We start from the raw sequence: 13,675 nt of genomic DNA on the forward strand, positions 1-13,675 counted from the left end.
CCTCCAAACGGCCCTGACGCCGTGTTATCTGGACAAAAACTCACGCGCGGGGCGGGACGTTAGCATCGGCGAGTGAGGCTCAGTCCCGCCGCCCGCCGTCGTACGCTTCATCCCGGGACGAGTCATCCCGGGACGATTGTGCCGCCTTCTGAACCACGGCGTCGAGTTCATCGGAGCTGAGCAGCTCGCGGTGCAGGTGTTTGGTGCGGTACCCGGCGCGGCCCACCATGTGGGCGGAAACCGGCACGGTCAGCAGCTGGAAAATCCAGGCCACGAGCAGCGCGGGCCACACCCACCAGGTGCGCATCTGCAGGCCGATGGCCGCAAGGAGCAGGAACAGCCCCAGCACCTGGGGCTTGGTGGCCGCGTGCATGCGGCTGAGCAGGTCCGGAAAACGGAGCAGTCCGACGGCGGCGGCGAGGGACATGAGGGCACCCACCACCAGGAACACCGCCGACACGGTATCGATGACGTTATCAACCACGCTGGCCTCAGGATTCATTGGCTTGCTCCCGCCGGTCGGCCACAAAGCGCGCAACCGTCACTGCCCCGATGAAGCCGACAATGGACAGCGCCACCAGCAGCATCAGGTTGTTCAGGTGCCGGTTAACGGCCATATCGATGCATAGGGCCGCGCCGAGGATCGCGAGCAGGACGTCGGAGGCCAGCACCCTGTCCAGCAGCGACGGGCCGCGGGAGATCCTAATGATGGCTCCCGCCGCTGCCAGCGAAAGAATGACTGCCGTAACAGCCAGAACGGTCTGCATCATGATGCGGCCTCCTGCCGGATTGCTTCGAGTTCTTCGCGGGAGCCCATGATCCTGATCAGGCCGGCCTCGATCGAGCGGACTTCCCTGCGCAGGTTCTCTACCTCTTCCGGGCTGCTGACGTTGAGCCCGTGGAGGTACAAGGTGGACGTTGACCGGTCCACTTCCACCACCAAGGAGCCTGGGATCAGCGAGATCACGTGCCCGGTGGCGGTGACCATGAGGTCCTGGTGGCTCCGCAACGGCACTGCGACGACGGAGCTGATGACCCGCGGGCCGCGGACAGCCGCCAGGTACATAACCTCAACGCTCGCTGCCGCCACCCTGCCCAGGAAACGCAGGGCAAATGGCACGGCGTGAAGAATGTTGAAGCGGCCGCTGACTTCTACCGGCGGCAGGTAGAACATCCGGGCCACGAGCACGGCCAGCAACGCGCCGAACAGCAGGTTGCCGGGGCTGAAGTCCTGCCACAGGGCGCCCCAGACGATCACCAGCCATACCAGCAGGGGCAGTTCCTGGCGCAGAGAAATCCGCCGGCGGCTCATTTGCCTCCTCCGTCTTTCAGTGCCACCGAGGGAACCTGCGTGTCCTCGCCCAGAACGGCCTGGATGTAGGCGGATCTGTCCAGCATCTCGTGGGCGGCCTGGTCCGAGACTGTGAACAGCGGGCCGGCGAAGACCGTCAGTGACACTCCCAGAGCCACCAGGCCCAGCGTTGAACCCACCATGGTCCGGGGCAGCAGCGTGACGTTCTTGCGGCCGGCCCGGCTGCCGGTGTCCGAATCCTCGGGCGCAGCCAGCAAGACGGGGTCCGGGTGCTCGGCGTCCGAGGGCTTGCGCCAGAACGCGCGGTTCCAGACCCGTGCGACTGCCAGCAGGGTCAGGAGGCTGGTGACCACGCCGCCGATCACCAGGGCGTAGGCCAGCGGGGTGCCCAGTTCGATGCCCGCCTGGATGAGCCCCACCTTCCCCAGGAACCCGGAGAACGGCGGGATCCCGGCCAGGTTCATGGCGGGTATAAAGAACAGCAGGGCCAGCATGGGTGACAGCTTGGCCAGGCCTGCCAACCTGTCCACGGAGGAGCTGCCGCCACGGCGTTCGATCAGGCCCGCGACCAGGAAAAGGCTGGTCTGAATGGTGATGTGGTGGGCCACGTAGAACACGGCGGCGCCCAGCCCGGCCACCGAGGACATAGCCAGCCCAAACACCATGTAGCCGATGTGGCTCACCAGGGTGAAGGACAACAGACGTTTGATGTCGCTCTGCGCCAAGGCGCCAAGGATTCCCACCACCATGGTCAGCAGCGCCGCCACCATCAGCGGAGTGTTCAGGCTGTCCCCCGGGAAGAGCAGTGTCTCCGTGCGCACCATCGCGTAGACCCCGACTTTGGTCAGCAGGCCGGCGAATACCGCGGTGACCGGCGCGGGCGCCGTGGGGTAGGAGTCAGGCAGCCAGAAGGAGAGCGGGAACACGGCCGCCTTGATGCCGAAGGCCACCAGGAGCATCACGTGCAGCAGGGTCCGGGTTCCCCCGTCCAGGTCCGCCAGCTTGATGGCGAGGTCGGCCATGTTCACGGTTCCGGTGGCGCCGTAGACCATGGCGATGGAGATCAGGAACAGCACCGAGGACACCACGGAGACCACCACGTAAGTGACACCGGCGCGGATGCGCGGGCCGGTTCCGCCCAACGTCATCAGCACATAGCTTGCCGTCAGCAGGATCTCGAAACCGACGTACAGGTTGAACAGGTCGCCGGACAGGAACGCGTTGGAGACCCCGGCCACCAGGATCAGGTAGGTGGGGTGGAAGATCGACACCGGCGCGTCGTGGTCGCCGTCGGCCATGCCCTGCCCGGTGGCATAGACCAGCACGGCGAGGCTGATAGCCGACGACACCACGAGCATGAGGGACGAGAACTGGTCCACCACCATCGTGATGCCCCACGGCGGCAGCCAGCCACCGATGTTCACGGCGGCGGTTCCGCCGTCCCACACGGAGCCCAACAGCAGGCACTCCAGCAGGAGCGTCAGGGACAGCACCCCGATGCTCACCGCGCGCTGGGCGCGGGAGTGCCGGATCAGGAGGAAGGCCAGGGCAGCACCGAGGATGGGAAGAACGACGGCGAGCGGGGCAAAGCTTGCGATGTTCACTTCACACCTCCTTCGGGACCAGGGGTTACGTTCTGCGAGCCGGGTTGCTCTTCAGCGGCGGCATCCGCGGCAGGAAGCTCCTTGGCCCCGACCGTGACGGAACCGCTGGACGCTTCCGGGCCGTCCGCCGTCCGGGGGTGGTCTGAGACGGCGCCCCCGTCGCCGCCCAGCATGGTCAGGGGAAACTCGGACGTTTCGGCTGGGACGGGGGCATCATCCTCGGCATCGAAGCGGGGCGTCTCGGCGACGCGGAGGTCCTCGACGTCGTCCTGGATCTCATCCTGGCGGGCCAGGACCCAAGTGCGGTAAATGATGCCGAGCATAAAGGCCGTCACTGCGAAGGAGATCACGATCGACGTGAGAATCAGTGCCTGCGGAAGGGGGTCCGAGTACTCGTGGGCGGCGGTGTCCTTGTTGTACAGCGGCGCCAGTCCGGCATAGCCGCCGGTGGCCAGGATCAGCAGGTTGGTGGCGTTGGCCAGCAGCATCAGTCCCAGCAGCACCCGGGTGAGGCTGCGTTCCAGGATCAGGTAGATGCCGCACGCATACAGGGCACCCATGACGGTCAGCAGGGTCAGGTTGACGCTCATGCTTGGTCCGTCGCGGCGGTTCCGGCGGGGACGCCCACGGGCTCCTGCACCGGGGCAGCGGCAGGGTCGTGGTCGGTTGGCAGGTCTTCGGCAGGAGCAGTCCGCTGCTCTTCGAAGTGTTCGTCGATCTCGGAGCCCAAGCTGCGCAGAACGTCCAGCACCAGGCCGATCACCACGATATACACGCCGATGTCGAAGATGGTGGACGTGACGAACTTGATGTCCCCGAACACCGGAAGCCAGAGTTCAATGATGGCGGTCTGAAATACCTGGCCGCCCAGCAGCAGCGGCACCACACCGGAGGCGGCCGCCGTAGCGAGCCCGATCCCCAGCAGCGTCCCGGCGCCGACGGGGGTGGCCTCGCGCAGTTCGAACCGGCCACCGGCCAGGTACCGGATGGCCAAGGCAAGTCCGGCAGTCAAGCCGCCGGCGAATCCGCCGCCGGGCAGGCTGTGGCCGGCCAGAAGGAGGTAGAGCGAGAAGATGATCAGGGAGTGGAAGGTCAGCCGCGTGACCACTTCAAAGATAATGGAGCGCCGCTCCGGTGCCAGGGTGCGTCCCGCCACGATCCAGGCGTCCCGGGCGGAGGCTGCGAATTTGCGGCTGATGGCCAGAGCTGCTGCGTCCCGCGACCCGGGAACCACCGCAACCTGGCGGCCAACGCTGCCCTCGGCAATGGTGTCAGGGACCCTGCTCCGGTCTCCACGGTCGCGGACGAAGATAAGGCTGGCCACACCTGTGGCGGCCAGGGCCAGGACGGATATTTCACCGAAGGTGTCCCACGCGCGGATGTCCACCAGCGTCACGTTGACGATGTTCAGACCGCCGCCGCCTTCATAGGCGAGGCGGGGGAATTCCAAGGACACCGGGGCGGCCACCCGGGCGCCCATGGCGTGGATGGCGGCGAAGACCATGGTGATTCCGAAAGCCACCCCAATGATCACACGGACCACCCGGTACTTGCCGCCGGTGCGGTCGCGGAGTTCGGCGGGCAGGCTGCGCATGGCCAGAACGAAGGCCACCAGGATGATGGTTTCCACAAGGACCTGCGTCAGGGCCAGATCCGGTGCGCCCTGGAGCGCGAACATCAGGGCGATCCCGTACCCGGACACTGCCACCATCAGCACAGCGAGGAACCGTTTGTTGGCCTTAACCGCGGCCAACGCGCCGATCACAATCCCCGCGCCGACCACCGGCTGCAGCGGCGAGTAGGGGTCGATGAAATAAAGGTTCGCAGGGAGCGGCTTGCCCGCCAGCAGCATGGCCGTCAGCGGCAGGACGAATGCCACCGTGAGGATAACGGCGAGGTAGAAGTACAGGGAACCACGCTGCGTGCGGCCCGTGATCCAGACGGCGGTGTCATCCAGGGCACCGATGGTGAGCTGGTAGATGCGGTCGCCGTCGATCCAGCTGGGCACGCGGGACTGCGCGCGGGCCACCAGGGTTCGTCCGAAGTACATCGCCTGGCCCAGCGCGAACGTTAGGGCGGTCAGTCCCAGGGATGCTGTGAAACCGTGCCACAGCGCAAGGTGGCCTGCCTGCTCGGCCGGGGTGCCGGCGTCGGACGCGGTGGAGGCGAACAGCGCCGCGTAGGGCTGGACCCAGGCGTCCACCGGCGCCGGCCAGAGGCCATAGACGATGCTCAGGAGGCTGAGGAGCGCCGGGGCCGCCAGGAAGGAAGGCTTGACCGGCTTGAACGTGGTCAGCTCAATACCCGGTTTCACCGCGAACGCTCCCCACATGAAGCGGGCACTGTAGGCGAACGTGAGAATGGACCCAATGACGATGCCCACGAGGACCACCATGCTCCAGGCCTCGCCGTCGGATGCGTGGTGGACAAAGGCTTCCAGGACTGATTCCTTGGCCACGAACCCTGCGAGCAGAGGGACACCGGCCATCGAGGCGGCACCGATGCCGGCCACAATTCCGAGCGCCCGCGACGACCGGAATACGCCGGACAGCTGGCGGACATCGCGGGTCCCCGCCTGCTGGTCGATGATGCCTACCACCAGGAAGAGGGTGGCCTTGAAAAGTCCGTGGGCGAGGAGCATCGCGAGCCCTGCGAGAGCTGCATCCGGCGTGCCCAGGCCCGCCACCATCGTCAGGAACCCCAGCTGGCTGACGGTGCCGTAGGCCAGGATGAGTTTGATGTCGGTCTGCCGTAGAGCCCGGTAGCCGCCTACCAGCATGGTGGCCAGGCCGAGCCCCAGCACGATGATCTGCCAGTACGTGGCGTCGGAAAACCCCGGGGCGAGCCGCGCCACCAGGTAGATCCCGGCCTTTACCATCGCCGCGGCGTGGAGGTATGCGCTCACCGGGGTGGGAGCCGCCATGGCTCCGGGAAGCCAGAAGTGGAAGGGAACCAGGGCGGACTTACTGATGGCGCCCGTCAGGATAAGTACGACGGCGGCAGCAACGGTTGCGCCCGAAGGTCCGCTCACCAGGGTGGGTGCCTGCGCCAGAATCGCCGAAATCCGGTAGGTGCCGGCGCTGTGCCCCAGCATGATCAGCCCCACCAGCATGGCCAGCCCGCCCGCGGTGGTGACCATCAGGGCCTGCAGCGCCGAACGCCGGGCCGCCAGCCTGGTGCGGGCGAAGCCGATCAGCAGGTAGGACAGGATGGTGGTGAGTTCCCAGAATATGAACATCAGGAGAAGATCGTCGGCTATCACCAGGCCGAACATCACTCCGGCGAAGGCGAGGAACTGGGCGGCGAATCCACCCAGATCCCGGTCTTCGGGGCTGAAATACCGGGCGCAATAGACGAGCACCAAGGCGCCGACGCCCAGGATCAGGAGCGACATCACCCAGGCAAGGGGATCGAGCCGGAAGGCGAGTTCAAGGTCCAGCCCGGGAATCCACGGGAAGACCTCTGAGACCGCGCCGGCGTCCGAGTACACGCCCGCGTGCTGGAACAGCAGCCAGGCAAAGGATGCAGCGGGCACAGCCGCCAGCGCGTAGAAAGCGTTCCGGCCCCAGACCCTGAAGAGAAACGGCGCCACGGCGGCCACCGCAAAGTGCACGGCAAGAACTGTGATCACTGGTATCTCCGCAATGTCAGGGATTCGATTGTCAAAAAGTCAGGGCAGGCGGTTCATGTGTCAGGTTCGGTGGCCACAGTTTATCAAGGCAGCCCTGACGCTTTTCCCCGGACAAGACCACGCCTCCCCGGAATTTCCCCGGTGCCCGGCGTATCACCACCGCCCTGTTCGCCACGGGCGGATACGATTCAGGCTATGAACACCGCCAGCGCTCCTGAGGCCATACAGCCGTCATCGGAACTCGCGTCCGGAACCCAGTCCACCAGCAAGGGCCGGGTGCTCGCCTGGGCCGCCTGGGACTGGGGTTCGGCGGCCTTCAACGCGGTCATGACCACCTTCGTCTTCACCGTCTACCTCACCTCCAACGCCTTCGGTGGCGAAGACCAGGCTTCTGCCGTTCTTGGCAGTGCACTGGCCATTGCGGGGATCGCCATCGCGCTGCTCGCTCCGGTGACCGGGCAGCGCTCGGACAACGGAGGCCGCCGGAAGCTGTGGCTTGGGGTCAACACGGCCGCCGTGGCCATCCTGACGGGCCTGTGCTTCTTTGTGTTCCCTCGGCCGGAGTTCCTGCTGCTGGGCGTTTCTCTCATCGCGCTGGGGAATGTGTTTTTTGAGTTCGCCGGCGTCAACTACAACGCCATGTTGGCCCAGATCTCCACGCCGAAAAACATCGGCAAGGTCAGCGGATTCGGCTGGGGCATGGGCTACCTGGGCGGCATTGTGGCATTGCTGATTGTGCTGCAGCTCTTTGTGCAGCCAAGCTTCGACTGGTTCGGCGCCTCCACCGAGGACAGCCTGAACATCCGGCTGGTAGCTGTGTTCTCCGCCCTGTGGTTCTTCATCTTCGCCCTGCCGGTGCTGTTCGCTGTCCCTGAACTCCCGCGGCCGGAGCGGGCCCAACCCCTGAATTTCGTGGCCTCCTACGGCCTGCTGATCCGCCGGATCAAGGCAATCTATGCCACCAGCCCGCACACCATCTATTTCCTCCTGGCCAGCGCCGTCTTCCGCGACGGCCTCGCGGCCGTGTTCACGTTCGGCGGCATCATCGCGGCCGGCACGTTCGGCTTCGAATTATCCGAAGTCATCTTCTTCGCCATCTTCGGGAACGTGGTGGCGGCCGTGGGGGCGGTCATCGGCGGGTTCCTGGACGACAGGGTGGGGCCCAAGGCCGTCATTGTGGGTTCCCTCGTGGGGCTGCTGATCGCCGGGACCATGATCCTGGTCCTCGGCAACGGGGACTACATTTTCTTTGGCACGGCGTGGGCAGGCAGCACTACGTTCTGGGTCTTCGGACTGTTCCTGTGCCTGTTTGTGGGGCCCGCCCAGTCCTCGTCGCGGGCTTACCTGGCCCGGCTGGCACCCCACGGTGAGTCCGGCGAACTGTTCGGCCTCTACGCCACCACCGGCCGCGCCGTCAGCTTCCTGGCTCCGGCGCTGTTCACCCTGTGCATCGTGCTGGCCACTCCGCTGGTGGCGCCCGGCGAGGCCCAGCGCTGGGGCATACTCGGCATCATGGTGGTGCTGCTCGCCGGCCTGCTGGTTCTGCTCCCGGTGAAGTCGCCGGCCAAGACCGCCATCGCCGTCGTTCCCGTCTCCTAGCACCAACGGATACTTAGGCCCCGCTCCCTGGACGCCCGCGCCGCCCTGCGCGCACCCACCCGAAATCCGTTTGTGGAGACTAGGCTGGGTTGTATGAACGTGGACGAGACTGACCTCCCCGGCCTGGGCCGTCGGAAGGACTTCATGACGGCTTCCGGCCGCCGCATCGGCGTCGTGGAGCTGCGGGAGGGCATGATGGAACTCATCGTTTCCACCTGGGACGATCCTGACACCTGCCAGGCGTCAATCCCCCTGACCGGTGATGAGGCCGCTGCCCTGGGCAACCTCCTGGGCGGGCAGCACCTGGCCATGAAACTGAGTGAGGAGCACAAGGAGATTCCGGGCATCGTGACCCGGCAGTTCTCCATCGCTCCGGAATCCCCGTTCCAGAACCAGCCCATGGGGAAGGCCTGCATCCGCACCCGTTGCGGCGTCTCGATCGTGGCGATCATGCGTGAAGGCGAGGTGCTCCCGTCACCGGGTCCCGACGTCGTCCTTCACTCCGGTGACCTCCTGGTCGCAGTGGGAACGCAAGAAGGCCTCGATTCGGCGGCCGACATCCTGCGCAACGGCTGAGCGCCATGGACCCGCTGGCCCTGACCCTCATTGAACTGGGGGCCGTTGTGTTCTGCCTTGGCCTCCTGGCCAGGCTGGCCGGACGGATCGGAATGTCACCCATCCCGCTTTACCTCGTTGGCGGACTCGCCTTCGGCGCAGGCGGCGTGGTCAAGCTCGAAGGCATGCAAGAATTCGCACATCTCTCCGGCGAAATCGGCGTGATCCTGCTGCTGCTTATGCTCGGTTTGGAATATACGGCTGCCGAGCTTTTCACCGGTCTGCGCAAGTCTTGGCAGGCCGGTGTTCTTGACCTGGTGCTGAATTTCGTTCCCGGTGCGGCACTGGCGCTGCTGCTTGGCTGGGGCCTGGTAGGCGCAATGGTCATGGGCGGTGTCACGTATATATCGTCCTCCGGGATCGCGGCAAAGGTCATCACGGACCTTGGCCGGATCGGTAACCGCGAGACTCCCGTGGTGCTGTCCATCCTGGTGTTCGAGGACCTGGCCATGGCCGTGTACCTGCCCATCCTCACTGCAACCCTCTCCGGCGTGGGCTTCCTGGGCGGTCTCACCACAGTGGGGATCTCCCTGGCAGTGGTCACCGTGGTGTTGATGGTGGCGCTCCGCCACGGCCACCGGGTGTCCCAGGCCGTGCACAGCGAAAATTCCGAGGTTTTCCTGCTCAATCTCCTCGGCGCTGCACTGCTGGTGGCTGGCGTCGCGTCCGCCCTGCAGGTTTCAGCGGCAGTGGGCGCGTTTATGCTGGGCATCGCCATCTCGGGGGCTACCGCCCACAGCGCCACCCGGATCCTGGAACCGCTGCGGGACCTCTTTGCAGCCATCTTCTTTGTGGCCTTCGGGCTCAACACAGACCCGGCCACCATCCCGCCGGTGTTCGGCTGGGCCCTGCTCCTGGCGGTCATCACGGCCATTACCAAGATGCTCACAGGGATCTGGGCCGCCAAGCGGGCCGGCATTGCCCGTCCGGGGCGCTTCCGTGCCGGCGCCGCACTGATTGCCCGCGGCGAGTTCTCCATCGTGATCGCCGGACTGGCCGTGGCGTCAGGCGTGGTCCCGGACGACCTCGCCGCCCTGGCAACCGCCTACGTGCTGATCATGGCCATCCTCGGGCCGCTGGCAGCGCGCTATGTGGAGCCGGCACTGAAGGCCTTCGGCGGGCCGGTTCGGTTGGCCGCAAAGGCATAGGCCACGGGCCTAATCACGCACCCCGGGGGATCTCACCCCTCACCAACCTCTCGCTGACGCGGCTCAGACCTCGGTGCGGTGGAAGTTCAGGTGGCTGCGGCTGGCTGTTGGCCCGCGCTGGCCCTGGTAGCGGTTGCCGTATTCGCCCGAACCGTAAGGAAACTCAGCAGCCGAGGTCAGCCGGAAGAAGCACAGCTGGCCGATCTTCATACCAGGCCAGAGCTTGATGGGCAGCGTGGCCATGTTGGAGAGCTCCAACGTGACGTGGCCGGAAAACCCCGGATCAATGAACCCCGCCGTGGAGTGCGTCAGCAGGCCCAGGCGGCCCAGGGAGGACTTGCCTTCCAACCGCGCAGCAATATCGTCCGGCAACGTGACGGTCTCGTACGTGGAGCCCAGCACGAACTCACCGGGGTGCAGGATGAACGGCTCTCCGCTCTCCACTTCCACCAGCCGGGTCAGCTCGGGCTGCTCTTCCGCTGGGTCGATATGCGCGTACTTGTGGTTGTCGAAGAGTCGGAAAAACCGGTCGATCCGGACGTCCACGGACGACGGCTGGACCATCTCGGGATCGTACGGTTCGAGGACGATCCGTTGGGAGTTTAGTTCGGCACGAATGTCGCGGTCAGAGATCAGCACCGTCCCAAATTACTATGCGTTGTCCACAGCGCACACTTTTTCGTTGTTGCTGTCGCCTTCTGGGGCTAATGTTGCCTCAGAATGACACCGCCGGATGGTCTCCCCGGTTGGTACAGCTGAACTGATCTGGGGTTGGTTTTGAATAAATTTGCGGCGCCCGCCGTTGTGGCGATGCTATGTGCGCTCGCGCTGGTGTCCCCGGCGGCCGGCATGTATTCCGGCCCAACGGTGGATGGGCCGTCAGTCCAGGTGGGTGCCCTGGGGCCGCGCACGGTCACGTTGGGCCCGGCGGGAACAGCGGACGACGACGGCGGTGCAGCGGACGCGGGTACCGGACTGGGGTCCCTGCTCGCCCCAGCCGTGGAACCGGTGATCACCCCGGCCTCGCCCGCTGGAGAAGGCACGTCAGGGACCGCAGCAGCGCCTCCGGCGGCGACGGTGGCTGCCCCCGTGACCACCGGATCCGAACCAGTCGCGCCCGAGCCGCCCTCACTCCCACCCCTCTGGGCCCCCGAAGCTGAACTGGCGCACAACAAAACCGCGGCTCCCGCCCCGCCAGCCGGCGCACCGGAATCCCTCACTACCGGATCCCTTGGCACCGAGGCCTTGGTGCCGGACAGCAACACGGCCGCCATCCTCACGGTTTTCAACGAAATCAACAAGTACCGGGTGGCCAATAGCCTGGCCCCGGTCAAGTACCACCCCACGGTTGCCGGCCTGGCGCAGGAGTGGTCCAACAGCATCGCCTCCCGCGAAGTCATTGAACACCGCGCCAGCTTCTGGACCGATCCCCGGGCCCTGAACCCGACCAGCGCTGGTGAGGTCATCGCAATTCGCACGGACCGCAACGCGGCAATGCTGGTGGAGTGGTGGAAAACCTCGCCCGGCCACAACGCGATGCTGCTCGATCCGCGGTTCAACGTCATGGGCGCCGGGATCTCCTACACGAACAGCCAGTACACAATCTGGGGCGTGGTGAACTTCTTCGGTTACACCACCCTGCCCGCCGGCACCGTCACCTCCCCCGGGGGCAGTTCCGCCGGCGGGGGCGCGTTCCCCGCCCCGGCGCCCACCGTGTGCGATCCCGCCGTCAAACACATGCCGCCCACCCTGGATCTGACCAGCGCGGCGATCAACAGTGCAGCTGATCTGGTGACCATCAACGCCTCAGGCCAGCTCATCAACCGCCCCTCCACAGGGAACAGGACCTTTGGTGCTGCCAAGGTCATCGGCTCCGGATTTGGTACGGCCAAGGAGGTGCTCACCACAGACTGGGACCGTGACGGCGCCTATGACCTCCTGACCCAGTGGAACGACGGCCGGCTGACGCTCCACCGGGGTATCGCCACCGGAGGGTTCCAACCCTCGTTCACACTGGGCTCGGGCGGCTGGGAAACCATGACGCTGGCCGTGGGCGGCTGGTGTGCCAACAACCGGCTTCCCCAGCTGGTCGCCCTGGACGCCGGCGGCACCCTGTTCCTCTACCCGAACGTGGGCGTGGCCGACATGTCCACGCGCACCCAGATGGCCACCGGCGTATCGGCCAGGAAGCTCGCCATGGTGGATTATGACGCCGACGGCTTCCAGGATCTCCTGGCCATAAAGCCAGACGGCGGTGTGCTGCTTTACCGCGGAGCAGGCACTCCGGCGCCACGCGTCGAAGCCCGCCTTACCGTCACCACCGACTGGGCCGATGTCACCGGAATCCGTCCGCTGCGTGACGTGACCGCCCTGAACTCCACGGGGGTGGCGCTGCGCCGGGCCAATGACGTGGTGCAGTACTGGAACCTGAGCACCGGAACCCTGGCGTCGCCGTCGAACATCACCGGAAGCTGGGCGGGCCAGCGGCTGGCGCAGTAGCCCTCAGGCCGCCGACCGCAATTCCAGGACATCCTTGAGCCGCGCGAGCTGGGACACTTCGGCCTTGATGGTGCGCTGGATGCCGGTGTTCATCAGGCCCAGGAGGCCCCTGGGCTGGTATTCGAGGGCGAATCTGACCCTTGTGCCGGCCGGTTCGGTGCTGAGGTAGTAGCCGCCGGAGTGCTGCGACGGTCCGGAGATCACCCGGAACTCGATCTCGGCGCCCGGCCTGGCCTGCGTTATTTCGAAGTCGGCGGAGATGGTCCGGCCTGACCGGCCCGTGGTGGTCTGCCGGTAGACGGCGCCCTTGGTTCCGGCGGCACCGGTCACCAGGCTGATGCTGCGGATGCCCCCCCGCCATTGCGGAAGGTTCATGCCGTCCACCAGGAACGTGTACACACTCATTGCGTCGCACCGGATAAGTACCTCGTGCTCTGCAAATGCCATGGGAGTCCTTAGTTAGCGGCGGTCAGTGGTAGCCCGCCCCACCCCCATGACACCGCAGCTAACGGGTTCAGAGTAGCCACTTGGCCCGCCCCGGACCTAGCCACCGGCGGCGCCGTTATTGAAGAGTTACTGGATGACGCGGCGGGTAGCGGCTATCCCGGCGGACACGCACGCGGTGCGTGGCCCCGGTGCGGACGCTGGATCGCATCTGCGCTAAGCTAAGTTCTGCCCCGCTCAAAACGGGGCGATGCGGCTGTAGCTCAATGGTAGAGCGCTAGCTTCCCAAGCTTGATACGCGGGTCCGATTCCCGTCAGCCGCTCCAAAATCTTCGAATCATGGTGTCCGCCGCGCGGCAGCGATTCCTAGCTGCTCCGGGCCTTCCTGATGGCCCGTTCCACGGCCTTCTTCAGCGTCGCCAGCCTGGCCGCCTCCTGTTTCCGGCAGGTGCCCTCCTTGACCCCGGAAAACATGCGCCCGATTCCCTTGGGAACGTACTGCGCAGTCACGGTCAGCCGGGTGCTGTCCGCCACGGGATACACCACGCACGAACAGGTGATGGTTTCCGTGCGGGTTTCGTGTGTTTCGGTCCAGGAACGGTCCGCCACCAGGTGCTCGACATGGAGCACCACGCCCTCCTGGCCGGGAACTGCCGAGCGGGCCTGGACATCCACGCAGAACGCGTAGACCTCCGGGCGGCCACAGGGGACAAGGACCGTACTCTCAATCGTGATGGTTCCCATGATTCTGTTCCCGTACTTCCGCAGGCCTGCCCGGCACAGTGCCCAGAGCGCCATTTTCACACCGGGAACCCGCGGGCAC

At 65.8% G+C, this 13,675-nt stretch carries 13 protein-coding genes and 1 tRNA gene; 5 read left to right on the top strand and 9 right to left on the bottom strand.

All coding sequences use genetic code 11. From position 1 onward, the window contains the following. Positions 1 to 79: 79 nt before the first annotated feature. Genes mnhG through FYJ92_RS17640 form a run of 6 tightly spaced genes read right to left on the bottom strand, consistent with a single transcriptional unit; the run spans position 80 to position 6,547 of the window. Positions 80 to 502 carry a monovalent cation/H(+) antiporter subunit G gene (gene mnhG / locus FYJ92_RS17615; RefSeq protein WP_185261852.1) on the bottom strand — a complete coding sequence of 141 codons (423 nt, stop codon included), beginning with the start codon at positions 500 to 502 and terminating at the stop codon, positions 80 to 82. Continuing rightward, the gene (locus FYJ92_RS17620; RefSeq protein ID WP_185261853.1) at positions 492 to 770 is read right to left on the bottom strand and encodes a monovalent cation/H+ antiporter complex subunit F; all 279 of its coding nucleotides are present in this window, start codon (positions 768 to 770) and stop codon (positions 492 to 494) included. The genes mnhG and FYJ92_RS17620 overlap by 11 nt, the downstream gene beginning before the upstream one ends. Next, a complete protein-coding gene (locus FYJ92_RS17625; RefSeq protein WP_185261854.1) occupies positions 767 to 1,312 on the bottom strand; it encodes a Na+/H+ antiporter subunit E in 546 nt (181 codons plus the stop codon). Before FYJ92_RS17625 ends, FYJ92_RS17620 begins: the two co-directional genes overlap by 4 nt. Next, complete coding sequence (locus tag FYJ92_RS17630) at positions 1,309 to 2,916, bottom strand: Na+/H+ antiporter subunit D (RefSeq protein ID WP_185261855.1); 1,608 nt, start codon at positions 2,914 to 2,916, stop codon at positions 1,309 to 1,311. The genes FYJ92_RS17625 and FYJ92_RS17630 overlap by 4 nt, the downstream gene beginning before the upstream one ends. Then, positions 2,913 to 3,506 carry a Na(+)/H(+) antiporter subunit C gene (locus tag FYJ92_RS17635; RefSeq protein WP_185261856.1) on the bottom strand — a complete coding sequence of 198 codons (594 nt, stop codon included), beginning with the start codon at positions 3,504 to 3,506 and terminating at the stop codon, positions 2,913 to 2,915. The genes FYJ92_RS17630 and FYJ92_RS17635 overlap by 4 nt, the downstream gene beginning before the upstream one ends. Further along, on the bottom strand, positions 3,503 to 6,547 hold the full coding sequence (locus tag FYJ92_RS17640; protein ID WP_185261857.1) for a Na+/H+ antiporter subunit A: 3,045 nt from the start codon (positions 6,545 to 6,547) through the stop codon (positions 3,503 to 3,505). The genes FYJ92_RS17635 and FYJ92_RS17640 overlap by 4 nt, the downstream gene beginning before the upstream one ends. Positions 6,548 to 6,742: 195 nt before the next feature. Here FYJ92_RS17640 and FYJ92_RS17645 point away from each other — a divergent pair, with 195 nt between their 5' ends. The 3 genes from FYJ92_RS17645 (at position 6,743) to FYJ92_RS17655 (ending at position 9,909) form a co-directional block, all read left to right on the top strand. Next, complete coding sequence (locus FYJ92_RS17645) at positions 6,743 to 8,146, top strand: MFS transporter (protein WP_185261858.1); 1,404 nt, start codon at positions 6,743 to 6,745, stop codon at positions 8,144 to 8,146. 93 nt (positions 8,147 to 8,239) lie between these two features. Next, on the top strand, positions 8,240 to 8,722 hold the full coding sequence (locus FYJ92_RS17650; RefSeq protein ID WP_185261859.1) for a cation:proton antiporter regulatory subunit: 483 nt from the start codon (positions 8,240 to 8,242) through the stop codon (positions 8,720 to 8,722). Between the two features lie 5 nt (positions 8,723 to 8,727). Continuing rightward, a complete protein-coding gene (locus FYJ92_RS17655; protein ID WP_185261860.1) occupies positions 8,728 to 9,909 on the top strand; it encodes a cation:proton antiporter in 1,182 nt (393 codons plus the stop codon). 63 nt (positions 9,910 to 9,972) lie between these two features. Here FYJ92_RS17655 and dcd read toward each other — a convergent pair whose 3' ends face one another. Next, positions 9,973 to 10,548: a dCTP deaminase gene (gene dcd, locus FYJ92_RS17660; protein WP_185261861.1), complete on the bottom strand. Its 576-nt coding sequence runs from the start codon at positions 10,546 to 10,548 to the stop codon at positions 9,973 to 9,975. Between the two features lie 138 nt (positions 10,549 to 10,686). Between dcd and FYJ92_RS17665 the strand changes: the two genes are divergently transcribed. Beyond that, a complete protein-coding gene (locus FYJ92_RS17665; RefSeq protein ID WP_370526051.1) occupies positions 10,687 to 12,408 on the top strand; it encodes a CAP domain-containing protein in 1,722 nt (573 codons plus the stop codon). A 3-nt stretch (positions 12,409 to 12,411) separates the two neighbouring features. Here the strand turns inward: FYJ92_RS17665 and FYJ92_RS17670 are convergent, their stop codons facing one another. Further along, the gene (locus tag FYJ92_RS17670) at positions 12,412 to 12,855 is read right to left on the bottom strand and encodes an SRPBCC family protein (protein ID WP_185261862.1); all 444 of its coding nucleotides are present in this window, start codon (positions 12,853 to 12,855) and stop codon (positions 12,412 to 12,414) included. Between the two features lie 249 nt (positions 12,856 to 13,104). On the opposite strand from FYJ92_RS17670, the gene FYJ92_RS17675 reads away from it, so the two are divergent. Further along, positions 13,105 to 13,178, top strand: a tRNA-Gly gene (locus FYJ92_RS17675). A 40-nt stretch (positions 13,179 to 13,218) separates the two neighbouring features. Here the strand turns inward: FYJ92_RS17675 and FYJ92_RS17680 are convergent. Next, complete coding sequence (locus tag FYJ92_RS17680) at positions 13,219 to 13,596, bottom strand: hypothetical protein (protein WP_185261863.1); 378 nt, start codon at positions 13,594 to 13,596, stop codon at positions 13,219 to 13,221. Between the last annotated feature and the right edge of the window lie 79 nt (positions 13,597 to 13,675).

The sequence above is a fragment of the Pseudarthrobacter sp. NBSH8 genome, assembly GCF_014217545.1.
Classification (GTDB): Bacteria; Actinomycetota; Actinomycetes; order Actinomycetales; family Micrococcaceae; genus Arthrobacter.